The sequence below is a fragment of the Gloeomargarita sp. SRBZ-1_bins_9 genome, assembly GCA_039794565.1.
GTDB lineage: Bacteria > Cyanobacteriota > Cyanobacteriia > Gloeomargaritales > Gloeomargaritaceae > Gloeomargarita.
This window is the reverse complement of sequence record JAUQVX010000001.1, coordinates 340605-361113: the sequence shown is the minus strand read 5'-3', so window position 1 is coordinate 361113 and position 20509 is coordinate 340605. Positions and strand designations below refer to the sequence as shown.

Genomic DNA, 20509 nt, shown 5'->3' with positions numbered 1-20509 from the left:
ATGCGTTACGGTCTGCTGATGGGTTTACTACCGGCGGTGGTGGTTACGGTGACCCTACCAGCTTACGCCAGCGATCTCGAAGAACAAATCCAAAATGCCGCCGACACGTTTGCTTCCTTCATGGCTAATCCCAACCAACGGATTCCCCGCAGCGTGCTGCGCCAGGCCCAGGGAATTGCCATTTTGCCGGGGGTCACCAGCGCGGGCTTTATTTTTGGCGGCATGGGGGGCGGCGGGATCATCACCATCAAAAACGACAATGGGCGCTGGAGCAATCCCATTTTTGTGAACATTGCCGGCGGCAGTGTGGGCTTACAAGCGGGGGCCAGGTCATCCGATATTATTTTGGTATTTCTGAACCAGCGGGCCGTGCGCACCCTATTGCGCCAGTCGGTGCGTTTGGGGGGCGATGTGGGGGTAGCGGCGGGACCCGTGGGCAGCAACGCCGTGATGCCTACCGATGCTCCGGGCAATGTGGATATTTATGCCTACTCCCGCAGCGCCGGTCTGTTTGCCGGAGTCAGCCTGGCCGGGCAGCGCATCTCCTACAACCGCGACCGCACGGAAGCCTTTTACGGACGCTCCCCCCTGACCGTCCAAACGGTGTTCAACGATCCGACACTGCCCATGCCACCGGTGGTCGAGCGCCTGCACCAGACCATCCAACGGGCGATGCAGTAAGGGTCAACGGCCCCAAGTGCCGGGCTACAGATAGGTCGGCCCCGCTATGCTGAAAAAAATTATTGGGAGATGGGTATGAGCACCGAAACCCGAGGGGCCGAGGCGGTGGACCGGGCGATTGCCCAGGGGATAGATTTGGATGGCACGCCGATTCCTCCGGCCCAACTAGCTCTCTACCGGGAGATCATGGCTTTGGAGGCCAACCGGCAACGCAGTGGGGTGACCAATACCATGCGGTCCCGCATTGTCCGTGTCGGCGCCAAGCACCTACCCCAAGAGGTCCTCAATGCCAAGTTGCTGGCTGCCGGTTTTGACCCCCTCAAGCCCAAAGAAATCGCGTTTTACTACGGCGATTAGCCCTGGGTGAGGATTTTCTGGACGATCTGCATACCAGTGACCGCCTGCCAGCCGAATAGCCCCAACACCAAGCCGTTGATGGTGATGTGCAGCGCCCGTGCCCAGTCCTTGCCCTGCTGCATCAACGGCGCCAAGGAGGCCGAAAAGGCAATCAACCCCGTCATGCTCAACCCCACCAGCAGGTGCGGCCCGAGAAACAACTTCTGGTTGTTGATGTAGGTGACCGCCATGCCCCCCAGGGTACCCCAGACCATCAACACCAGCAGTAGCGACCCCACCTGGAAGTGCACCTCCCGGAACTTGCCCTTGAGCAGGCGGCTTTTTTCCTCCCCCTTGGCCGTGCGGGTGCGGATCACCTGCATCCCCGTGTATAGGGCATAGAGACTCAAAGCCAGCAACAGCCACATCAACACCGGATGGAAAAAGGGCAACACCGGTTTGAGCCAGTCAGGAACAGCCATCATCGCTCCACCCCCTCGGATACACACTCGCCATCTTAGCTCATGGATTGTGTAGATTCTGTAACCATTGCCGTAGGCGTTGCTGCACCGCCCTGGGCAATCCTCGCGCGGGCCGTTGGCAGGTAGATGGCGTTGGTTGCGGTTGTAGCATAGCCTGCCACAGGGACCGGGACGACATCCACTCGGCGCCGTAGCCCCCGGCCGTCATCCAGGCCAGCCGGTCCGAGGTGACCACAATCACGCGCCGGTCCCGTCCCCGCTGCTGGGCACAAAACCGTTCAATGTAGGCGTCGGCGGTGGACCCATACCCCGTGTAACACACCTGCACCCGGTCGGTCACCCGGTCCCAGCGCTCCGGTTCCGGCCGCCGGTGGGCATCAAAAATAATGTGGATGTCGTAGCCCTGCTGCGCTCCGTAGTTGCACAGGCGCTCGATCAACTCCTGCCGGTAGGCGTCCAGGTTCCCCCGCTGTAAATTCCATCTGGCCCCAATCACGTTGTAGCCGTCCACCACCATCAGGGTTGTCGCCTGGGACGCCATGACCAGGGATGAAAAAATAAAAAATCCTTAACTATTGTAACGGGTGCGTTTTTGCTGGCGGTACTGCTCCATGCGGCGGACAAATTCGGCGAAGTAGTAGTCAGCATCATGGGGGCCAGGGCTGGCTTCCGGGTGATATTGCACCGAAAACACGGGCAACTCCTGATGCTGCAACCCGGCCACCGTCCGGTCGTTGAGGTTCCAATCGGTGATGCGCCACTGGGGGGGGAGGGATTCGGGCGCCAGGGCAAAGCCGTGATTTTGGCTGCTAATGGCCACCCGCTGACCGGCCCCCGCCGGATGGTTCAGCCCGTGATGCCCGAATTTCAACTTGTAGGTCTGACCGCCGGAGGCCAACCCCAAAATCTGATGCCCCAGGCAAATCCCAAATAGGGGCCGCCCGCTGGCAAGCAGCTCCCGCACCGTTTGAATGCCCTCGGTAACCGCCGCCGGGTCGCCGGGACCGTTGGACAGAAAAATCCCATCCGGGTCGTAGCGCAAAATCTCCGCCGCTGGAGTCGTCGCCGGCACCACGATCACCCGGCAGCCATAGCTGGCCAAACGCCGCAGGATGTTGTATTTGATGCCGAAATCAAGGGCCACCACCACCAGCGGGTCGGAGCGGGTCGGCGGCGCGGCAAATTCCCAAGCGGGGGCAGTGGGCGTTTGCCACTCGTACACCTGGGGCGTGGTCACCTGGGGCACCAAGTTCAGACCGGTCATGGGGGGCGCTTGGGCCACCAGGTCTAATAGTTCCTGGGGGTCCAGAATTTCGGTGGAAATGGCGCCGTTCATGGCCCCCTGTTCCCGGATGCGCCGGGTGAGCATGCGGGTGTCTACACCGGTAATCCCCACCACCTGCCAGCGCTCCAAATAGGCCGGTAACGACTCGGTCGCCCGCCAACTACTGGGATGAGTACACCCGTGCCGCACAACGATCCCCTGCACCTGCACCCGGCTGGATTCCTCGTCTTCGGGGTTGACGCCGGTATTGCCCAACTCGGGATAGGTAAACAGCACGATCTGACCGCAGTAACTGGGGTCGGTGATCACCTCCTGATAACCGGTCATGCCGGTGTTGAACACTACTTCCCCAACTGCTGTCCCCTTGGCCCCGTACCGGTACCCTCGTACCGCCGTACCATCGGCAAGCACCAGTAAAGCCGGCGGTGGTGTGGGCATTCCCATGGCTGCCATGTCCCTTCCCTGTGGTGCATCATAGCATTCGCCGACCACGGCTCATTCTGTTACAATTTGTGTAGATTCTGAGAGGGGGACGGCCGGGATGGACATCGCCAGCACCCTGTACTGGTGGGAACAGTGGGCCGACCGGTGGGTAACCCAGGAGTTGCAGCATTTGACGCCCTGGAGTGTGGCTTTGGTGTGGGGGGCGGGGTTGGTGACCAGTTTGAACCCTTGCGTGTTGTCCCTATTGCCGGTGACGGTGGCCTGTTTGGGGGGGGACCGTAGGGGGGACTGGCGGCAGGCGCTCTGGTTTACGCTGGGGCTGGCGACGACCTTGACAGGGCTGGGTTTGGGGGCGGCGCTGCTGGGACGGATCTACGGCCAGTGGGGGAAAGGTTTGCCTTTACTGGTGGCGGGTGTTGCCATTGTCATGGGCTTGGCGTTGCTGGAGGTGTTGCCATTGCCGGGGTGGGCGGTCCCCCAGGAGTGGGGCACGGGGCACTGGCGTTCCTACGGTTTGGGCTTGACGTTTGGGCTGGGGGCCTCCCCCTGTAGTACACCGGTGCTGGCGACGTTGTTGGCTTGGGTGGCCGGGACAGGCAAGGTCGGGCTGGGGGTGGGGTTACTCCTGGCCTATACCCTGGGGTACACGTTACCGGTGTGGGTGGCGGGGACCTTTACGGCCACGGTGCAGTACTGGCTGCGGTTGCGACCCATCTCCCGTTGGTTTCCCCTGATCAGCGGTGTGATTTTACTTTGCTTTGGGGTGTACACCCTGTTGATCCAGTTGGTTTAGGGCGTTACCAATGATTTCTGATCCAAACCGTTGCAGGGGGTTGACCAGACCTGGTTGTGGAGGGCAATTTGTTCAATGCGGGTGGCTAACCGCAGGGCTTTGAGGGCCTGTTCTCCCCCCACGGAGGGTTGGTTTCCTTCCCGGACACAATTGACGAAATGTTCCAATTCCGCCTGTAGGGGTTCGATGTTGCTGGTATAGACCCGCTCCACCCATTCATCTTGGCGGTAGAGGACTTGCCCCGTGTGGTGCCCTGGCAAGTGACGGTGAATGAGAATTTCGTTGTTCAAAAAGTCCGCCTCGGTGAGGGAATTTTTGCCGTGAATGGTCAGGCGGCGTACCTTGCGATGGGTGACTTTGCTGGCGGTTAAGGAAGCAATCACCCCATTGTCAAAGGTCAGGGTGGCCGTCACATAGTCCAAATAGCCCGAACCGGCAGCATGGGTACCCGCAGCGGTCAATTGCACCACCGGCGCCGCCGTCAGTTCTAGCAGCAGATCAATGTCGTGAATCATCAAGTCCAACACCACCGATACATCGTTAGCCCGCTGGGAATAGGGACTCAGGCGGTGGGCCTCCAAAGCCAGGATTTCCTCCTGCTGGAGGAGTTTTTGCAGCTCTAAAAACGCCGGGTTGAAACGCTCAATATGCCCCACCTGGAGGATGCAGTTGGCTTCGGCCGCCGCGTTCACCAGGCGTTCGGCTTCGGCAATGCTGGCGGCAATGGGTTTTTCCATCAGTACATGCACGCCTTGGCGGATACAGGTCATGCCCACCTCGTAGTGCAAACGGGTCGGCACCGCCACGCACACCGCCTCCACCTGGGGCAATAAATCCCGATAGTCCTCAAAAAACCGCACCTGATATCTACCGGCCAGTTGTAAACCCCGTTCAACATTGATGTCGGCAATGCCCACCAGTTGCACATTCTTGAGAAAACTCAGGACCCGCACGTGGTGTTGCCCCATGTTGCCCACCCCAATCACCCCAACCCGAATGGGACGGGTGCAGCTCACGTCAACATTGGGGACATGGGGCACGGGCGATAACTCCTCAAACACCAAGACGGCCAATGTCCAGCCCCATCCTAACATACCGGCGCAGCGGCCATGGCAGGGGCAAGATCGCTAAGATGAAAAATCCGGTGGGACAACGGGCCACTCCATCCGATAATGAACTCAGGGGGGTTGAGATACACCATGGCTTGGTTAGACCAACAGGGACGCATCGGCGGCAAGGTGAGCGTGATTGACCTGGGGGCTGTGCTGGTGGTGGTCCTGGTATTGGTGGGCATTTTCCTGGTGCCGGGGGGGACGGGGTCGGTGGCCCAGGTAGGCCCTAGTCAACCGGTGGAAATTGACCTGATGGTGCGGGGATTGAGCGTAGCCCGACCGGAAGCCCTTATCCGACCAGGGGATAGGGCCAGTTTTATCGTACGTAACCAGCCCGCTGGCCAGGTGAGCCTCAAGGCCGTCACCTTTTTCTCCCCCCAAGTGGAGGTGCCTCAACCGGACGGCTCGGTGAAGTTCGTACCGGACCAACGCCCCCAAAGTCAGTTTGTCCGGGACCTGCGCATCACCCTGACCGGCAGTGCCCAGATGGTGGATGGGGGCGTTGTGCTGGGGAATACCAAACTCAAGGTGGGGGTGCCGGTGGAACTGGAGGGGCCGCAATACAACCTGCGGGGGTCGGTGATGGATGTGCGGGTGGGGTCAGGATGACAGACGCATTACCAGACTCCCTGCCCCCGGATGTCCTGGCCTGGCTGGCCCAATTAGACACGGCCAAACACGGTAAATGGATGCGGCGGGCGGTGGAGTCTTTGTTGCGCCTGTCCCAAATGCCCCTGGACCGCTTGGATTGGAAAATCATTGCCGGCGCCATTCAGGATATGGAGCAGGGGTTTCGGGTGTTTCAACCCTACCGCCACGTGCGCAAAATTGCCATTTTTGGCTCGGCCCGCCTTAGCCGCGACACACCGGATTACCAACTAGCGGTGCAGTTTGCCCGGTGTATGTGCGACCAGGGATTTATGGTGATGACGGGGGCTGGGGGGGGCATCATGCAGGCGGGCAACGAGGGGGCCGGCACGGAGCATTCCTTTGGGTTGAACATCCAGTTGCCCTTTGAACAGAACAGCAATGAATTTGTCAGCGATAGCCCCCGCTTGATCCATTTCAAGTACTTTTTCACCCGCAAGTTGTTTTTCCTGCGGGAGACGGACGGAGTGTGTGCCTTTCCAGGGGGATTTGGCACCCAAGATGAGGTGTTTGAAGCGCTGACGCTGTGCCAGAACGGTCGCTGCCCCCCGATTCCCATCGTGCTGCTGGAGCACCCGGAGGGCACCTACTGGAAAGCTTGGGATGGGTTTGTGCGGGAGTATTTCTGGCGCCATCACCTGATCAGCCCGGACGATGTGGAGCTGTATACGATTACGGATTCGGTGGCGGTGGCCTGTGAAACGATCCGCCGGTTTTACCGGGTCTATCACTCCAGCCGGTACGTGCGGGATGAGTTGGTCCTGCGGTTACACCATCCTTTGCCGGAGCTGGTGGTGGCCCAGTTGAACGAGGAATTTGCCGACATCGTTACGGAGGGGGTGATGTACCAGCGGGGGGCGTTCCCGGAAGAAATTGGCGATGAGACGGACCATTTGCCGCGCCTGGTGTTTCGGTTTAACCAGCGGGACTACGGGCGGTTGTATCAGCTCATCCGGCGGCTGAACGAATTGGGAGGAGAACCCACTGCCCACCCCGAATGGCGCTGATGCGCAGGCGTTGCGGAGGACGGTGCTGCTGGTGGCTCTGCTCAACGGCACCTACTTTCTGGTGGAGGCAGGTGTGGCCTGGGCCATTGGTTCGGTTGAGTCTGCTGGTGTTTGGGGCGTTGGGTTGGCGATGGCCCTACCAAAGTTGGCTGGCCCTGGGGCTGGCGGGACTGTTGCCGTTTCCAGCGTTGGCAACGTTGGCCTCCTTGGTGCAGAAGTTATACCGACCTTGGCCGCCCCAGCCTAGGCCCCTGTCGTTGTTGCGTTTTCGGCACCGGGAGGCAGCTTGACGCTGGCAGCTGTTTTTTCGGTTCGCAATGACGCCCTGACCAATCTGGTCATCATCGTTGCCTACCCTTCCCCCTGGCCGGATGTGGGGGTGGGGATTTTGGCCATCAATGGCCAGGCCCCCTGGAAAGCCTATCGCCAAGCCCGAGCGGAACAGCAGACCTGAGATGCTAGAATAACTGCCCTAAGGAGGATTCGACGGACATCCATGCAGTACTACTACGTTCTGGCCAGCGAGAAATTCCTTACCGAAATTGAGCCTTTGGAAGAAGTACTCCGGGAGCGCACGAAATACTACCAGCGGGAGGGTAAAGAAATTGATTTTTTCTTGGTGCGGCGTCCGGCCTTTTTGGAAACCCCGGAGTTCGCCGAAGTCAAGGCCAAATGTCCCCAACCGGCAGCGGCCATTGTCACCACCAATCGCGACTTTGCCACGTTTTTGAAATTGCGGCTGGAGTTCGTGCTCACCGGCAGTTTTGAGGCGCCATCGGCCACCATTCCCGACCCCCTCGCCAGTGTCGCCTAGCGGTCCGCCTTGCGCAGGAGATAGGCGCCCATGGCCAACCCCAGGACATTGGGGAACCAAGCGCCCACCACAGGGGCAATCAATCCGGATTGGCTCATGACATCCCCCACAAACATCAGCAAGTAGTAGATAAAAATAATCACCACGCTCAGGCTGAAGGCCCAGCCACCGGAATTGCGGCGCGGCAAGCTCCCCAGGGCAGTGCCCACCAGGCCCATGACCAGACAAATAAAGGGGATGGCAATTTTTTGTTGAATCCGCACCTGCCACTCGCGAATCTGGGCCAAATTACCACTACTCTCCAGGATTTTCAAGTACCGTCGCGCCTCCCAAAAGCTCATTTCCTCTGGGCTACGCCGCTGGGTGGCCAGCTCCAGGGGAGCCTTGGGAAGGGTAATTTCTTGCTTTTTGAACTGGATGATGTTGCGGTAACTGGCGTCGTAGGCCACCAGGTAAATGGTGCCGTTGTGAAACTCCCAAGCTTGGCGTTCGGCGTTCCAAAAACCGGTTTCCGCCGTCAGGATTTGCTGCAGGCCCTCCTGGGAAAAGTCCAATACTGTTAGCCCCCGCATGTAGCGCCCGTCAAACCGGCTGGCATAGAATAACCGCTGTAATTCCTTGCCGGTGGCCTGGTCAAATTCTTGATAGATGATGTGACGGCGGTCGATGCGGGGACGGTCCTTGTCCAGGGCTTGCCGCACCAGCAGGGTCGCTTGATAGTTGGTGACCGGGACCACTGCTTCATTAAACACAAACGTTAGGCCGGTAGTGAGTAAGCTGAAGATGAGGGCAGGGACCACCCAGCGCCGCGCCGGCACCCCGCAGGCCCGCAGGGCAATCAATTCGCTGTTGGCACTCAGGCGGCTGTAGGTCAACAGGGTCGCCAGCAAGGTCGCCATGGGAAAGGCCAGTCCAATGAAATAGGGGGCTTTTAACGCCAGAACCTGGAAGGCGATGGTCAAGGGTAATCCGGACTCCACCACCCGCCGCACCGTTTCAAACAGCACCCCCACCGACAGGCCAATGGAGCTGAAGGCCCCCAAACCAAACAGAAACGGCCCAATGAACAGGCGCAAGAGGTAACGGTCCAGCAGTGGCACCCTCTCATGCCAGGTGCTAAGGAATTTGTGGACCTGGGTAAGGGGAGAAAGGACGGTTGGCATCGCCTTTGCCCGAGGAGCGCTTCCTTCAGTGTGCCATATCGGGGAGGATCAGCATGGCATCCCCTAGGGAATAGAAGCGATAACGCTCCCGGATGGCCTCCTGGTAAAGCTGCAGCAGCCGTTGCCGGCCAATCAGGGCGCTCACCAGCATCAGTAAACTGGACTGGGGTAGGTGAAAGTTGGTCATTAACCCGTCAATGACGCGCCACTGGTAACCGGGATAAATATAAAGACTGGCCTTGCCGGTAGTAGGTTGTAGGGTGCCTCCCTGGGCTGCCGCCTCCAAAGCCCGCGTCACGGTGGTTCCCACGGCTATCACCCGCCCCCCCTGCTGCTGGGTCTGTTGAATTTTGGCCACCGTCGCTGCCGGCACTTCGATCCACTCGCTATGCAATTGGTGCTGCCGGATATCGGACGTGCTGACCGGGCGAAAGGTGCCCACCCCCACATGCAACGTAATCATCCCCTGGGCAATGCCCCGCGCCTGGAGTCGCTCCAATAGCTCGGGGGTGAAATGTAACCCTGCGGTTGGGGCGGCCACCGAACCGGGCACCTGGGCATAGACGGTCTGGTACTGGGACGGGTCCCCCTGAAACTGCTCGATATAGGGGGGCAAGGGGACTTCGCCCAGGGTCTCTAGGAGAGGGAATAGCTGGGTTGTCTGGAGCAATGCACCATTGGGCGTCTGAAACGTCACCCAGCGTCCGCCGGTTTCCGGGTCCCGGGCCTGCACTACGCCAATCAGTTGAGGTTCCCCTTGAGCCGGAAAGGTCACCTGCATTCCCAGGCGCACCCGTCGTCCGGGACGCACCAGCACCCGCCAGGTCTCCCCCTCCCCCGGCTCGAGCAACAAAAACTCCGTCAGGCCCCCACCGGGTCGTCGGCCCATCAGTCGCGCCGGAATGACCTTGGTGTTGTTGAGCACCAGCAGGTCACCTGGCCGCAACAACTCCGGCAAGTCATAGACCTGGCAGTGGCGATGGCTATCCCGATAGACCACCAGCAACCGGGCGTGGTCCCTGGGCACCCTGGCGGACTGGGCGATTAATTCCTTGGGCAGGGGATAGTCGTAGCTGGCCAGTTCCCAGTCGCCGTCGCTGGGGGGACAAGCAGGATAGGGCATCCTCACCGTCGACGACAATACCGTCTCAAGTTACTCGAAACGCCCGTGGATGTCAAACCAGGAGTTCCCTGCAAGATAACCTTTAGTGGGGGAGCGCACAGTGGTGAAGTATGTCTCTAAAGCGACCTCAAAACTCATCCATTCACCCGGCGCCTCCTCCCCAAAAGGTCCAGAACTAGCACTATCAAACGTAGCATCTACATACAGACCCTCCAGGGGGGGGTTGGACACTTCACCTTGTAAAGATGGCTCTGATTCACCAGCTTAAAGGACCGACATCCAACTGCCCACAGCTCAGCAAAGTAGTATGCCTGATTCTCTTCTATCGAAATATAGCGAGGCCGCTCCGAGAAATCATGTAATGCCCGAACGACCTCAATATCACTGCCTTCAATATCCACCTTCAGGTAATAGGGCATTCCGTATTTCTCAAACAGATACTGGGGCCGCTTGATAACGCGTTCCTTGTCTGGTTCCCCATTCTCGCTTCAAGCTACTCCACTGATCGTTGTCCAAATTCACATAAAAAGTCACTTCGCCCTCACGGTCTCCTATTGCTAAGTTCTCTATGATCAGCTGACCCTTAGCAATGTAGTCCGTAAGTTTGGATTGAACATTCTTGACAAACTGAGGATTGGCCTCCACTGCAACCACTCTAAACCCCTTGCGGAGATAAAAAAGCGTGTCTTTACCTTCATGCATACCAATGTCCATGATCAAAGGCAGGGCACTAACATCCCATTCACCCTGATCTCCCTGGACTTTTACACCTCTTAAAACATGACCCAGAGAACTAAAGACCCGGCCTAAATTACCCATTAAGTCAACTCCCTCTTGCTGGTCACTGAACTTATCTCAATCCGGTTGCCCATGTCAAGCCAAAACCGCTGAGATCAGTTATCGGCAAGTTTACCTCATCCCGCCACCGGTTGCACCTGGGGTTGGAACTGGAACAGGGCATAGACCACATTGCGGCGGATATTGGTCATCATGTCCTGGAAGAGTTCGTACCCCTCAATCTTGTACTCGATCAAGGGGTCTTGTTGGCCGTAACCCCGCAGCCCCACCGACTCCCGCAGCGCATCCATCTGTTGCAGGTGCTCCCGCCACAGGTTGTCCAACTGCTGCAGGATGAAAAAGCGCTCCGCCTCCCGCATCAACCCCGGGCGAATTTGCTCGATTTGCGCCTCCTTCAGGTCGTAGGCAACGCGCACCTGCTCGTGTAAAAACGCCTGGATTTCCGGCAACGTCAAATTCTCCAAATCCTTTGGCTCCAGGTCGCTCAACAGATAGACAAATTGCTTGACCTTGTCCACCAGACCCGCCAGGTTCCATTCGTCGGGGGGCAAATCCGGGTTGATGTAGGCCGCGATGATGTCATCAATCGTTTTTTCCGCGTACTGGATCACCAACTCCTTCAGGTCGCGCCCCTCTAAAATCCGTCGCCGTTCCGCATAGATAGCCCGCCGCTGGTTGTTGAGCACCTCATCGTATTCAAACACCTGCTTGCGGATGTCGTAGTAATAGGTCTCCACCTTCTTTTGAGCGTTTTCCAAAGCCCGGGTGAGAAACGGCGACTCAATGGGCATGTCGTCCTCCACCCGAAACGCATTCATCAACGCCGCCACCCGTTCCCCGCCGAAAATCCGCAGCAGGTTGTCCTCCAGACTTAGGAAAAAGCGGGTCATCCCCGGGTCCCCTTGCCGGCCCGCCCGCCCCCGCAACTGGTTGTCAATCCGCCGGGACTCGTGCCGCTCCGTGCCGATGACATACAGGCCCCCCAGTTTCACCACCTCATCATGCTCCGCCTGGGTATAGACCTCGTACTCTTGGCGAATCCGGTTGTACACCTCCCGCAGGCGGGCGATCACCGGGTCATCCGTCGGCCCCTTTTCCGAAGCAATGGCGATTTTTTCCTCCGCCTCCAGCTCCGGCAGACTTTGTTCCCCATACACCTGCACAGCAAAATCCACCGCCGCCCGCAGCGCCCGTTCTGTTTCTGGGGACAGTTCCGCCGGGTAGATATTGGGGGATGCCTTCCAGGTCTTCACCTTCTTGCCCGTACCAAAACCCACACCCCCGCTGCTCCGTGCCCCCATAACCGATGCCAGTACACGGAATCCATCGTCCTCCTCTGGGCGCACTAACCGGGGCATGAAGTACTCCCGCATCTTCAAGCGGGCCATGTACTCCGCATTCCCCCCCAGGATGATGTCCGTCCCCCGTCCGGCCATGTTGGTGGCAATGGTCACCGCCCCTTTGCGCCCCGCCTGGGCAATGATTTCCGCCTCCCGCTCCACATTCTCCGGCTTAGCGTTGAGCAAATTGTGGGGAATCCCCCGCTCGTGCAACAGGGCCGACAACAGCTCCGACTTCTCCACACTGGTAGTCCCCACCAACACCGGTCGCCCGATAGCGTACTGTTGGACGCACTCCTCCGCCACCGCCAACCACTTGGCCCTCTCCGTCTTGTACACCACATCCGGCAAATCCTTGCGGATATTAGGGCGGTTGGTGGGAATCACCATCACCTCTAGCTTGTAAATCTTGCTGAATTCCGCCTCCTCGGTTTTGGCCGTCCCCGTCATCCCCGCCAGTTTGGGATACAGCAAAAACAAATTCTGATAGGTAATGCTGGCCAGGGTCTGGGTTTCCGGCTCAATCGGGACCCCTTCTTTGGCTTCAATCGCCTGGTGCAACCCATCGCTCCAACGCCGCCCCGGCAACACCCGCCCGGTGAATTCGTCTACAATCACCACCTCATCATTGCGGACGATGTAGTTCACATCCCTGATAAACAATTCCTTGGCCTTGATGGCGTTAAACACATAGTGCGCCCAGGGGTTTTCCGGGTCGTACAGGTCGTTAACCCCCAGCAATCTTTCCGCCTCCAAAAATCCCTCATCCGTCAGCAGGATATTCCGATTTTTTTCGTCCACCTCGTAGTGTTCATCCCGTTTGAGTTGCGCCGCCACCCAGGCCGCCTTGATGTATTTTTTCTCCCGTTCTTCCGGGTCGGCCACCTGCCCGGAAATGATCAAGGGTGTGCGGGCCTCGTCAATCAAAATCGAGTCCACCTCGTCAATGATGCAGTAGTAAAACGGCCGCTGCACCACCTCTTCCAAGCTGGTGGCCATGTTGTCCCGCAGATAGTCAAACCCAATTTCGCTGTTGGTGGCGTAGGTGATGTCGCAGGCATAATTTTTACGGCGCTCCGTGGCATCCATCCCCTGCTGGATCAACCCCACGCTCAAGCCCAAAAACCGGTGCAATTGACCCATCCATTCCGCGTCCCGCCGGGCCAGGTAGTCATTGACCGTAACAATGTGCACCCCTTTACCCGTCAAGGCGTTGAGATAGGCCGGCAGGGTCGCCACTAGGGTTTTCCCTTCACCGGTTTTCATCTCGGCGATTTGTCCCTCGTGGAGCACGATGCCCCCCAAAAGCTGCACATCAAAATGGCGCATCCCCAGTACCCGTTTGCCCGCCTCCCGTACCACGGCAAAGGCCTCCGGCAACAGGTCATCCAGGGACTCTCCCCGTTCCAGGCGCTGGCGAAATTCCGCCGTTTTCCCCCGCAGTTGCTCGTCGGAGAGTTTTTCCATCTCCGGCTCCAGCAGGTTGATTTCCGTCACCAGGGGCTTGTATTGGTTCAAGCGCCGTTGATTGGGGTCGCCAAGCAGCAGTTTCAGCATGGGTGAACATCATTGGCTCAGTACTATTTATCGTAGCATCGTGGTAGGCTGGGACAGGGAAAGACACTGGGAGAGACGGTATGACGCAGGGCAAAGGCTTTGGCTTTGGGCTGGGCAAGATGAAGGAGTTTGCCGAGGCCCTCAAAAAAGCGCAGCAGGTGCAAGAGGGGGCCATCCAGATGCAGCAGGAACTGGATGCCATGGAAATTGTGGGGGAAGCGGCCGAGGGCCTGGTGAAGGTGGTGCTTAGCGGCAACCAAGAACCCCGCCGCGTAGAAATTGCCCCCGATGCGCTGCAAAAAAGCGCCGAAGAACTGTCCCAGTTGGTGTATGCGGCATTGCGGGCTGCCTACGACGAATCCACTACCACCATGAAGCGCAAGATGGACGAACTCACGGGCAACCTAGGCCTGCCGGGGGTCTAACCGCTGCACGATGGTCGTCAGCACCTCGGGGCCGCCTACGTTACCGGGGACAATGACCACCGGCAGCTGGGGAAAACGGGGATGGTCGGCGGGCGTGCGAATGACATTGATCCCCGGCGCAATTTGCCCCAGCAGGCGCACCGCTGTCAACTGCAACCCATCGCTGAGGATGGTATTGGAGGTAATGCCCCCCTTGCTCACCAAAAAACCGATGTCGGGGGGGAGTTGTTGCACCAGCAGGGCCGTGGTCTGGGCTACCTGGGCGCCAAAGTGTAAGCGGGTCTCCTGGTCGGGAAAGGTTAACTCCTGGCGCGGGGTGTAGATGACGGGGGTCAACCCCTGGTGTAAGGCTTGCGTAATCTGGGGCAATACCTGGGCCACCACCTCCGCCGGCGTCTGTCCCTGTAACAAACCCGTAATGGCCAGTTCGATGCCCTGCACCCCTGGCTGGCGCAACAGATGCTCAACCTGCTGGGTGGATAACTGCACATGGGAACCCACCACCACCACACCCGGCCGTTGTCCTTGCACGTAGGTTGACATGGCTGCCGGCGCGACCGGTTGGGGGGGCAATTGGGCCAGGGCACGGACAATCCCTGCTGCCGAACGCAACAGTAAACGTTTCCCTTGCTGCTGCAGCCGGTACAGGGCCTGGGCCACCCGCTGCAAATCCTCCTCCGTCTCGGCATCCACCACGGCACAAGCATTGTTCTGCAACCCCAGCAGCAGGTCCTCTGTGCGCCCCGACCGGATGTGTTCGAGCGTCAGGCGTAGCACCTGCTCTTGGCGGATACGCCCCCCCGTTTTGTACTCCACGTAGGCCGGCAGGTAGGCCGAGGGGTAGCCAAAGACGGTATCCCGGGCAAATTCAGTCTGGTCGACTGGCACCGGCTGGCCGTTGACGAGCAGGTAGTGGGTGCTATTGCGGGTGATCCGACCCCCTTCAATAAAAGCGGGAATCAGCAGGTGTCCGTCAAACGGCCCCAGCTCCTCGTTCAAGACCTCCACCTCCAGGGGATAGTGGCCCCGCAGGGTGGAATCCGAGCGGCTGATGATCATGGCCTGGTCCAGGAGACGCTCCCCTACCACTTGGCGCAGGTGGCAACAAATTTCCCGGGTGATTTGGGCGGCCTTGTCGGGGGTACAGGCACGGGTATTACCCAAGATGAAAAACAACGGAGACGCATCGGCCCAGGCGGTTTGTAGGGTTGCGGGGTCCCAACGCAGCAGCAACAAACAACTGTGCACCGTTTGGGAGCCGGTGGGGTCGTCGTCCAGAACTACTAATTTGGGGCGGGGCATCTTGCCAGGAAAACCCACAACCCTTCAGTATAGACACAAGACGCGCAAGGGACTGCCTGTGTATTTCCAAGACCTGATTGCTGCCCTACATGACTTTTGGGGGGCGCAGGGGTGTGTAATCGGCCAACCCTACGACCTGGAAAAAGGCGCTGCCACCATGAGTCCCCACACGTTTTTGCGGGCCTTGGGGCCGGAACCCTGGGCCGTGGCCTATGCCGAACCCTGCCGACGACCGGGGGATGGGCGCTACGGGGAAAACCCCAACCGCCTGCAGCACTACTTCCAATACCAGGTGCTGATCAAACCCTCCCCCCCGGACATCCAAGACATTTACCTGGCGTCGTTGCAACGGCTGGGGATTGCTCCGGCGGAACACGACATTCGGTTTGTGGAGGACAACTGGGAGTCACCGACGTTGGGCGCCTGGGGCGTAGGCTGGGAGGTCTGGCTCGACGGCATGGAAATCACCCAATTTACCTACTTCCAGCAGTGCGGCAGCATTGACTGTCAACCCGTGTCCGTGGAAATCACCTATGGGCTGGAGCGCCTGGCCATGTATTTGCAAAATGTGGACACCATTTGGGACATCCGCTGGAACGCCCAGGTGACCTACGGAGACCTTTACCGGCACAGCGAAGTGGAGCAATGTACCTACAATTTTCAGGCTGCCGACCCCCCAATTCTCTTCCAACTTTTCACGCTGTATGAAAAAGAGGCCCAGCACCTGTTAGCCCAGCAGTTGGTGGCCCCCACTTTGGATTACGTGCTCAAATGCTCCCACACCTTCAACCTGCTGGAGGCGCGGGGGGTGATTGCCGTGACCGAGCGCACCCGTTACATCGCCCGCATTCGCCAGTTAGCTCGCCAGGTGGCCCAACTGTACATCCAGCAGCGGGAACAATTGGGGTTTCCCTTGCTGCGGCCAACCGGCATAATGAAAGCGAAGCAACCGGTTTAGGAGGTGGGAGCATGGCACGCACACCCTCGACGATGTTGGAATTAGGCACACCAGCGCCGGATTTTGCCCTGCCGGATGTGGTGACAGGTCAGACCATTAGTCTGAGCAGCTTTGCCGACAAAAGCGCCCTACTGGTGATGTTTATCTGCCGTCACTGCCCCTACGTCAAACATATCCAACATGAGCTGGCGAAACTGGGGCAGGACTACAAAGACAAAGACATTGGCATTGTGGCCATCAGTTCCAACGATGCGGAAAAGTATCCCGACGACCGGCCCGAATCTTTGAAAGAAATGGCCCAGGAATTGGGGTTTACCTTCCCCTTGTGCTATGACGAGACCCAGGAGGTGGCCAAGGCCTATCGTGCCGCCTGCACCCCCGATTTCTACCTATTCGACCGGGAGCGGAAGCTGGTCTATCGCGGCCAATTTGACGACAGCCGCCCGGGCAATGACCTACCGGTGACGGGAAAGGACCTACGGGCTGCTATTGATGCGGTCTTAAGCGGTCAACCGGTCTCTCCTGACCAAAAGGCCAGCCTGGGGTGCAACATCAAATGGAAGCCCGGCAACGAACCTGATTACTACAAAGCGGCGTGAATTTCGTGAAACGTTCGCTGGCCACCAAGACGCCCTCATTCAAGGGGGCATTTTTTGTAGGGATTGCCAGCCGGGCTGCCATAAACACCGGTTGCGCAGTTGCTGGGCATTGAGCCAAAACCACACCTGGGGGTCACAGACGGCCACCATTGCCACAAACACAAATTTCACCTGGAAATGGCGCCAACCCCACGCTGGCTGCTGGGCCGTCCCAGCAGAACCCACCCTCACCCTGGGCATACCGCATCCCACAGGTGCAACAAACGGTCCAGGTGCAAATGCTGGGCGATCATCTGCTGCACGTACTGAATTTTCACCGGCTCCTGCAAACGCACCCGCTCAAAGGCCCGCTCAATAATTTCCACCGCCGTCAAGGTATCCATATCCACCCGCAGAATGGGCACCTCCATTTCTTCGGCGCGGGCCACTACCATGGGGTCGGGGTCATTGGGACCCGTCAAAACCAAACATTGGGTGGACGCCTCCAGGGCTGCCATTTGAATATCCGTGCGCCCACTGCCGGTGATGACCACCATATTGACCCCCTGGCGAAAGTAATCCAAGGCAGCATTGACACTCATGGCCCCAATGGACAGGTGTTCCACCAGCAAATCCAACCGGTCCGGGCAACAGAGCACCTGCGCTTGCAGTTGTTGGGCCAATTCCCCCACCCGCACACTGCGCAACAAACGGCTCCGGGGCAGGACCCCCAGCACCGGAATCCCCCGCTGCTCCAGCATGGGCACCAGGATTTCTGGCACCGCCGGTTGGTTGGCCGGTACCGCGTTCAAAATCACCCCCAGCAGGCGGGAGCCGAGCTGAGCCTGGGCCATGAGCAACTCATCCACCACCAGCAGGGATTCCACCCGCACCACCAACAAAACCGCCCCGTTGAGCGTCTGCATCATGCGGGCCAGCTCCAACCCAAAACAGTAACCCTCATGGAAATTGGCCGGCGCCTCCAACAACAGGGCATCCAAGGCCGTCAGATTCCGGTAAGCACTTAAAGCCGCCGTTAAGGATGGTGCCTGGAGCAGACGTTCCGGTTGCTTGAGCCAATCCTGTAAAAACACCAACGTTGGGGCCAGACAGTCAGGCGGTAACTGGAGCACCTGAGCCGCCAATTGCCCATCCATATCCAACGCCACCGGCTCCGTGGTTACTTGGCTGTGGCCGACCGGCTTGCCATAACCGATGCGCCAATGCTTCGCCTGCAACTGCCGCCCAATCCCCAAAATAGCGGTGGACTTGCCACTGTAGGCTTGAGTCGAACCAACAAACAAAAAACGCCGAGCCACTACCCCACCCGTGGAACGTCAGTCAGCGGACGCCCCTGTACCAGATCATACCAATCCCGGTCTGGACTTACGGTGATATAGCCCTGGCCCCGCAGGAAACCCCCATGCGCCCCCGGACAGATGTAATGCACCGGTCGGTCACCCAGCCATTCTCTCAGGGTTTGCAAACTGCGCTGTTGGCGGGGCCAGTGAAACGTCTTGCGGGTGCGGTAGAGAGCCAACTTCCCCTGGACATTCGGCAACAGATGCCGCCCCGTAAACAACACCCCCCCCAACCGCTCCAGGTACACACAACTGCTGCCGGGGCTGTAGCCGGGCGTCCAAATCAGCGTTAGCCCAGACGTGACCTCACAGGTGCGGTCAAAAGGTTTGACCCACACACCGGGATACAGATAGGCCTCCTGCTGCTGGGTATAAACGGGGCATTGAAAAACCTGTTGCCAGCGGTCCACCCGGTCCGCCCCATCCCGCTGGGTGAGTAACAGGTATTGCACCCCCCCTTGGGCCTGACACCAGTCCTGAAACCCCAGCTCCGGACAGTCAATCAACACATTGCCCTGCAACTGCAGGACCGTCCCCTCCAGAAAATAACTGGTGCCACCCAGGGTATAGCGGTTGGGAGGAAACGCCCAGATACCCTCCAAAAGCGGTTTAGGAGATGCCATAGCTGGCGGTTTGGGGGGGCCAGGCCTGGGTCGTGGTACGCATAGCTTCTACCACCTGAGCCGGGGTCACGGCAAAAGGCAAACGGTGAATATCACTCCGGGGATGACAAATCCGTTCCGCCAGAGCCTGCAACTCCTGGGGCGTCCAGTCCCCCAAACCCAAATCCGCCAACGAGCAGGGCAAGCCGATTTGCCGATACAGGGTCAACAACTGGGTCCGAGCAATAGCCGCTAAGCGCTGTCCCTGCATTTCCTCCAGCCGCAACTGCACCAAAATGCCAAAAGCCACCTTTTCCCCATGCAACCAGCAGTGGGTCACCGGCCAGTGGGTTAAGCCATTGTGCACCGCATGGGCCGCCACCGTTCGGCAGGGTGCGCCCCCCAACCCCCCCACCAAACCCGCCATCAGCACCGTCGCATCCACCACCTGTTCCCAGACCGCGCTGCCCGGTTGGTCCAAGGCCGCCACCGCCTTTTGCACAAGCACATCCCGCAAAACCCGGGCCTGTTGCACCGCCATCAGCACCGGCGTATCCGGCACCTGTCTGGCGCTTACCGACGCTTCGTACCACTTGGCCAGGGCATCCCCAATCCCCGCCACCAGGGTTCGCCGGGGCGCCCTTTGCACCAGGTCATAGTCCAGCAGCAACCAGATAGGACACTGGCGCAGGGGCACATCGTACAGAAAAGCTCCCCCTTCGGAATAAACATTGCTCAGGGCCGTCCAAGCCGCGCAGGTTGCCGCCGACGTGGGGATGGTCACCACCGGTATCCCCTGGTCGTGGGCCACCAGTTTCCCTCCATCCAGCGCCTTACCCCCACCACAGGCCAGGACCCCTTCAATACGCTCAGCGCGGATAGCTTCTCCCAGGGATTGCCGGGCCACCTCGGTACATTCCTTGATTACGGCCACCTGGACCGGGGTAATTCCTACCGCCTGGAGTTGGGGTTGCACCAGCGACAGGGCCGTCGGTCCCCCCACCAGCAGCCACCGTCGCCCCAGGGAAAGCAACTCCTGACCGTAGTGACTCAGCAGTTGCCGCCCCCGGAGCACCCGCCCAGGAGCCACCAGTAATTCGTTCGCCATCGCCGCAGCCGTCACGAACCAGCCTGAGCCGTTGCCACGCGCGCCAAGGCCTGAGTATTCAATTCTATCACCATGGCCGGGTCCTCTCGCTGGCGCAATGACCGTCGCACATAGCCCAGGTACACCGGCTCCGTCACCCCCGGTTCAGGATGGAGCAAGGTCCGCGCCCGAATGGTCAGCACCGGTTCCCCCTTGACCAGCCGCCCGTAGGCAAACAAATCGTTAGCCGCCTGCTGCAGGGTGGCGCGCAGTTGGGTGGGGGTAATGTCCCGGGGCACAGCAATCACCACCTGGGTCGCTCCATTGTCATAGACCGTCGTATAGCGCACGGCATCAGGTAACAGGGTGCGGGTCACCGGCGTTAACCCTAGGGCAAACAGCCCCCCCGTCACCACCACCAGAAAGGCCGTGATCCCCACCAACCGGAAGCGAATCCCCCAGCGGGCGACAAAGGCCACCCCCGTGAGTCCTGCCAGCAGCAGCGTCAGTCCCCCCACCCAGCGGGCCGCCTGGGCAAATTCAGCAGGGGTAGGAATGGTGACAGCCGGTGTCATTGGGGGCGTTTTCTCCGCTTACTACTCATGAGCTTAGC

General features: G+C 59.3%; 25 protein-coding genes. 11 read left to right on the top strand and 14 right to left on the bottom strand.

Annotation, left to right across the window (positions count from 1 at the left end):
• Window positions 1–681 (top strand): lipid-binding SYLF domain-containing protein, encoded by a 681-nt coding sequence (locus Q6L55_02025; protein ID MEN9257498.1) that lies wholly within the window; start codon window positions 1–3, stop codon window positions 679–681.
• A 75-nt stretch (window positions 682–756) separates the two neighbouring features.
• The gene (locus Q6L55_02020) at window positions 757–1038 is read left to right on the top strand and encodes a DUF4090 family protein (GenBank protein ID MEN9257497.1); all 282 of its coding nucleotides are present in this window, start codon (window positions 757–759) and stop codon (window positions 1036–1038) included.
• On the opposite strand, the gene Q6L55_02015 is transcribed toward Q6L55_02020, so the two are convergent.
• From Q6L55_02015 to carA, 3 genes are read right to left on the bottom strand one after another with little or no spacing between them, the layout of a single operon-like run.
• Complete coding sequence (locus Q6L55_02015) at window positions 1035–1502, bottom strand: DUF4079 domain-containing protein (protein MEN9257496.1); 468 nt, start codon at window positions 1500–1502, stop codon at window positions 1035–1037. The genes Q6L55_02020 and Q6L55_02015 overlap by 4 nt on opposite strands.
• Window positions 1503–1539: 37 nt before the next feature.
• The gene (locus tag Q6L55_02010) at window positions 1540–2040 is read right to left on the bottom strand and encodes an NYN domain-containing protein (GenBank protein ID MEN9257495.1); all 501 of its coding nucleotides are present in this window, start codon (window positions 2038–2040) and stop codon (window positions 1540–1542) included.
• A 27-nt stretch (window positions 2041–2067) separates the two neighbouring features.
• On the bottom strand, window positions 2068–3237 hold the full coding sequence (gene carA, locus Q6L55_02005; GenBank protein ID MEN9257494.1) for a glutamine-hydrolyzing carbamoyl-phosphate synthase small subunit: 1170 nt from the start codon (window positions 3235–3237) through the stop codon (window positions 2068–2070).
• A gap of 88 nt (window positions 3238–3325) precedes the next feature.
• Between carA and Q6L55_02000 the strand changes: the two genes are divergently transcribed.
• Window positions 3326–4021: a cytochrome c biogenesis protein CcdA gene (locus Q6L55_02000; GenBank protein ID MEN9257493.1), complete on the top strand. Its 696-nt coding sequence runs from the start codon at window positions 3326–3328 to the stop codon at window positions 4019–4021.
• On the opposite strand, the gene Q6L55_01995 is transcribed toward Q6L55_02000, so the two are convergent.
• Window positions 4018–5115, bottom strand: a complete 1098-nt coding sequence (locus Q6L55_01995; GenBank protein MEN9257492.1) for a Gfo/Idh/MocA family oxidoreductase — start codon at window positions 5113–5115, stop codon at window positions 4018–4020. The genes Q6L55_02000 and Q6L55_01995 overlap by 4 nt on opposite strands.
• Before the next feature lie 105 nt (window positions 5116–5220).
• Here Q6L55_01995 and Q6L55_01990 point away from each other — a divergent pair, with 105 nt between their 5' ends.
• The 5 genes from Q6L55_01990 (at window position 5221) to Q6L55_01970 (ending at window position 7602) form a co-directional block, all read left to right on the top strand.
• Window positions 5221–5742: a DUF4330 domain-containing protein gene (locus tag Q6L55_01990; protein ID MEN9257491.1), complete on the top strand. Its 522-nt coding sequence runs from the start codon at window positions 5221–5223 to the stop codon at window positions 5740–5742.
• On the top strand, window positions 5739–6788 hold the full coding sequence (locus Q6L55_01985) for an LOG family protein (protein MEN9257490.1): 1050 nt from the start codon (window positions 5739–5741) through the stop codon (window positions 6786–6788). Before Q6L55_01990 ends, Q6L55_01985 begins: the two co-directional genes overlap by 4 nt.
• An 86-nt stretch (window positions 6789–6874) precedes the next feature.
• Window positions 6875–7078, top strand: coding sequence for a hypothetical protein (locus Q6L55_01980; protein ID MEN9257489.1), 204 nt, complete (start codon window positions 6875–6877; stop codon window positions 7076–7078).
• Window positions 7075–7242, top strand: coding sequence for a hypothetical protein (locus Q6L55_01975; protein MEN9257488.1), 168 nt, complete (start codon window positions 7075–7077; stop codon window positions 7240–7242). The genes Q6L55_01980 and Q6L55_01975 overlap by 4 nt, the downstream gene beginning before the upstream one ends.
• Before the next feature lie 42 nt (window positions 7243–7284).
• The gene (locus tag Q6L55_01970; GenBank protein MEN9257487.1) at window positions 7285–7602 is read left to right on the top strand and encodes a DUF2488 family protein; all 318 of its coding nucleotides are present in this window, start codon (window positions 7285–7287) and stop codon (window positions 7600–7602) included.
• Here the strand turns inward: Q6L55_01970 and Q6L55_01965 are convergent.
• The 4 genes from Q6L55_01965 to secA form a co-directional block, all read right to left on the bottom strand.
• Window positions 7599–8702 carry an LptF/LptG family permease gene (locus Q6L55_01965; GenBank protein MEN9257486.1) on the bottom strand — a complete coding sequence of 368 codons (1104 nt, stop codon included), beginning with the start codon at window positions 8700–8702 and terminating at the stop codon, window positions 7599–7601. The genes Q6L55_01970 and Q6L55_01965 overlap by 4 nt on opposite strands.
• An 88-nt stretch (window positions 8703–8790) precedes the next feature.
• Window positions 8791–9888: a tRNA preQ1(34) S-adenosylmethionine ribosyltransferase-isomerase QueA gene (gene queA / locus Q6L55_01960; protein MEN9257485.1), complete on the bottom strand. Its 1098-nt coding sequence runs from the start codon at window positions 9886–9888 to the stop codon at window positions 8791–8793.
• 429 nt (window positions 9889–10317) lie between these two features.
• Complete coding sequence (locus Q6L55_01955) at window positions 10318–10707, bottom strand: FkbM family methyltransferase (GenBank protein ID MEN9257484.1); 390 nt, start codon at window positions 10705–10707, stop codon at window positions 10318–10320.
• A gap of 95 nt (window positions 10708–10802) precedes the next feature.
• The gene (secA, locus tag Q6L55_01950) at window positions 10803–13583 is read right to left on the bottom strand and encodes a preprotein translocase subunit SecA (GenBank protein ID MEN9257483.1); all 2781 of its coding nucleotides are present in this window, start codon (window positions 13581–13583) and stop codon (window positions 10803–10805) included.
• Between the two features lie 80 nt (window positions 13584–13663).
• Here secA and Q6L55_01945 point away from each other — a divergent pair, with 80 nt between their 5' ends.
• Window positions 13664–14008 carry a YbaB/EbfC family nucleoid-associated protein gene (locus Q6L55_01945; protein MEN9257482.1) on the top strand — a complete coding sequence of 115 codons (345 nt, stop codon included), beginning with the start codon at window positions 13664–13666 and terminating at the stop codon, window positions 14006–14008.
• Here Q6L55_01945 and Q6L55_01940 read toward each other — a convergent pair.
• Window positions 13988–15310: a four-carbon acid sugar kinase family protein gene (locus Q6L55_01940; GenBank protein ID MEN9257481.1), complete on the bottom strand. Its 1323-nt coding sequence runs from the start codon at window positions 15308–15310 to the stop codon at window positions 13988–13990. The two genes, Q6L55_01945 and Q6L55_01940, sit on opposite strands and share 21 nt — an antisense overlap.
• A gap of 58 nt (window positions 15311–15368) precedes the next feature.
• Here Q6L55_01940 and glyQ point away from each other — a divergent pair, with 58 nt between their 5' ends.
• Together glyQ and Q6L55_01930 are read left to right on the top strand one after the other, a co-directional pair.
• Window positions 15369–16268 (top strand): glycine--tRNA ligase subunit alpha, encoded by a 900-nt coding sequence (gene glyQ / locus Q6L55_01935; GenBank protein ID MEN9257480.1) that lies wholly within the window; start codon window positions 15369–15371, stop codon window positions 16266–16268.
• Between the two features lie 11 nt (window positions 16269–16279).
• The gene (locus Q6L55_01930; GenBank protein ID MEN9257479.1) at window positions 16280–16867 is read left to right on the top strand and encodes a thioredoxin family protein; all 588 of its coding nucleotides are present in this window, start codon (window positions 16280–16282) and stop codon (window positions 16865–16867) included.
• A gap of 39 nt (window positions 16868–16906) precedes the next feature.
• On the opposite strand, the gene Q6L55_01925 is transcribed toward Q6L55_01930, so the two are convergent.
• Genes Q6L55_01925 through Q6L55_01905 form a run of 5 tightly spaced genes read right to left on the bottom strand, consistent with a single transcriptional unit; the run spans window position 16907 to window position 20471 of the window.
• Window positions 16907–17092 carry a TIGR02450 family Trp-rich protein gene (locus tag Q6L55_01925; GenBank protein ID MEN9257478.1) on the bottom strand — a complete coding sequence of 62 codons (186 nt, stop codon included), beginning with the start codon at window positions 17090–17092 and terminating at the stop codon, window positions 16907–16909.
• A gap of 2 nt (window positions 17093–17094) precedes the next feature.
• A complete protein-coding gene (locus tag Q6L55_01920) occupies window positions 17095–18165 on the bottom strand; it encodes a phosphotransacetylase family protein (GenBank protein MEN9257477.1) in 1071 nt (356 codons plus the stop codon).
• Window positions 18165–18830, bottom strand: a complete 666-nt coding sequence (locus tag Q6L55_01915; GenBank protein MEN9257476.1) for a hypothetical protein — start codon at window positions 18828–18830, stop codon at window positions 18165–18167. The genes Q6L55_01920 and Q6L55_01915 overlap by 1 nt, the downstream gene beginning before the upstream one ends.
• A complete protein-coding gene (locus tag Q6L55_01910) occupies window positions 18817–19917 on the bottom strand; it encodes an iron-containing alcohol dehydrogenase family protein (protein MEN9257475.1) in 1101 nt (366 codons plus the stop codon). The genes Q6L55_01915 and Q6L55_01910 overlap by 14 nt, the downstream gene beginning before the upstream one ends.
• A gap of 11 nt (window positions 19918–19928) precedes the next feature.
• Window positions 19929–20471 carry a Ycf51 family protein gene (locus tag Q6L55_01905; protein MEN9257474.1) on the bottom strand — a complete coding sequence of 181 codons (543 nt, stop codon included), beginning with the start codon at window positions 20469–20471 and terminating at the stop codon, window positions 19929–19931.
• Between the last annotated feature and the right edge of the window lie 38 nt (window positions 20472–20509).

Bases quoted from the DNA above. Each gene is read 5' to 3' on its own strand.
- Q6L55_02025 (MEN9257498.1), top strand. From the start codon at position 1: ATGCGTTACGGTCTGCTGATGGGTTTACTACCGGCGGTGGTGGTTACG.
- Q6L55_02020 (MEN9257497.1), top strand. From the start codon at position 757: ATGAGCACCGAAACCCGAGGGGCCGAGGCGGTGGACCGGGCGATTGCC.
- Q6L55_02015 (MEN9257496.1), bottom strand. From the start codon at position 1,502: ATGATGGCTGTTCCTGACTGGCTCAAACCGGTGTTGCCCTTTTTCCAT.
- Q6L55_02010 (MEN9257495.1), bottom strand. From the start codon at position 2,040: ATGGCGTCCCAGGCGACAACCCTGATGGTGGTGGACGGCTACAACGTG.
- carA (MEN9257494.1), bottom strand. From the start codon at position 3,237: ATGGCAGCCATGGGAATGCCCACACCACCGCCGGCTTTACTGGTGCTT.
- Q6L55_02000 (MEN9257493.1), top strand. From the start codon at position 3,326: ATGGACATCGCCAGCACCCTGTACTGGTGGGAACAGTGGGCCGACCGG.
- Q6L55_01995 (MEN9257492.1), bottom strand. From the start codon at position 5,115: ATGTTAGGATGGGGCTGGACATTGGCCGTCTTGGTGTTTGAGGAGTTA.
- Q6L55_01990 (MEN9257491.1), top strand. From the start codon at position 5,221: ATGGCTTGGTTAGACCAACAGGGACGCATCGGCGGCAAGGTGAGCGTG.
- Q6L55_01985 (MEN9257490.1), top strand. From the start codon at position 5,739: ATGACAGACGCATTACCAGACTCCCTGCCCCCGGATGTCCTGGCCTGG.
- Q6L55_01970 (MEN9257487.1), top strand. From the start codon at position 7,285: ATGCAGTACTACTACGTTCTGGCCAGCGAGAAATTCCTTACCGAAATT.
- queA (MEN9257485.1), bottom strand. From the start codon at position 9,888: ATGCCCTATCCTGCTTGTCCCCCCAGCGACGGCGACTGGGAACTGGCC.
- Q6L55_01955 (MEN9257484.1), bottom strand. From the start codon at position 10,707: ATGGGTAATTTAGGCCGGGTCTTTAGTTCTCTGGGTCATGTTTTAAGA.
- secA (MEN9257483.1), bottom strand. From the start codon at position 13,583: ATGCTGAAACTGCTGCTTGGCGACCCCAATCAACGGCGCTTGAACCAA.
- Q6L55_01945 (MEN9257482.1), top strand. From the start codon at position 13,664: ATGACGCAGGGCAAAGGCTTTGGCTTTGGGCTGGGCAAGATGAAGGAG.
- Q6L55_01940 (MEN9257481.1), bottom strand. From the start codon at position 15,310: ATGCCCCGCCCCAAATTAGTAGTTCTGGACGACGACCCCACCGGCTCC.
- Q6L55_01930 (MEN9257479.1), top strand. From the start codon at position 16,280: ATGGCACGCACACCCTCGACGATGTTGGAATTAGGCACACCAGCGCCG.
- Q6L55_01915 (MEN9257476.1), bottom strand. From the start codon at position 18,830: ATGGCATCTCCTAAACCGCTTTTGGAGGGTATCTGGGCGTTTCCTCCC.
- Q6L55_01910 (MEN9257475.1), bottom strand. From the start codon at position 19,917: ATGGCGAACGAATTACTGGTGGCTCCTGGGCGGGTGCTCCGGGGGCGG.
- Q6L55_01905 (MEN9257474.1), bottom strand. From the start codon at position 20,471: ATGACACCGGCTGTCACCATTCCTACCCCTGCTGAATTTGCCCAGGCG.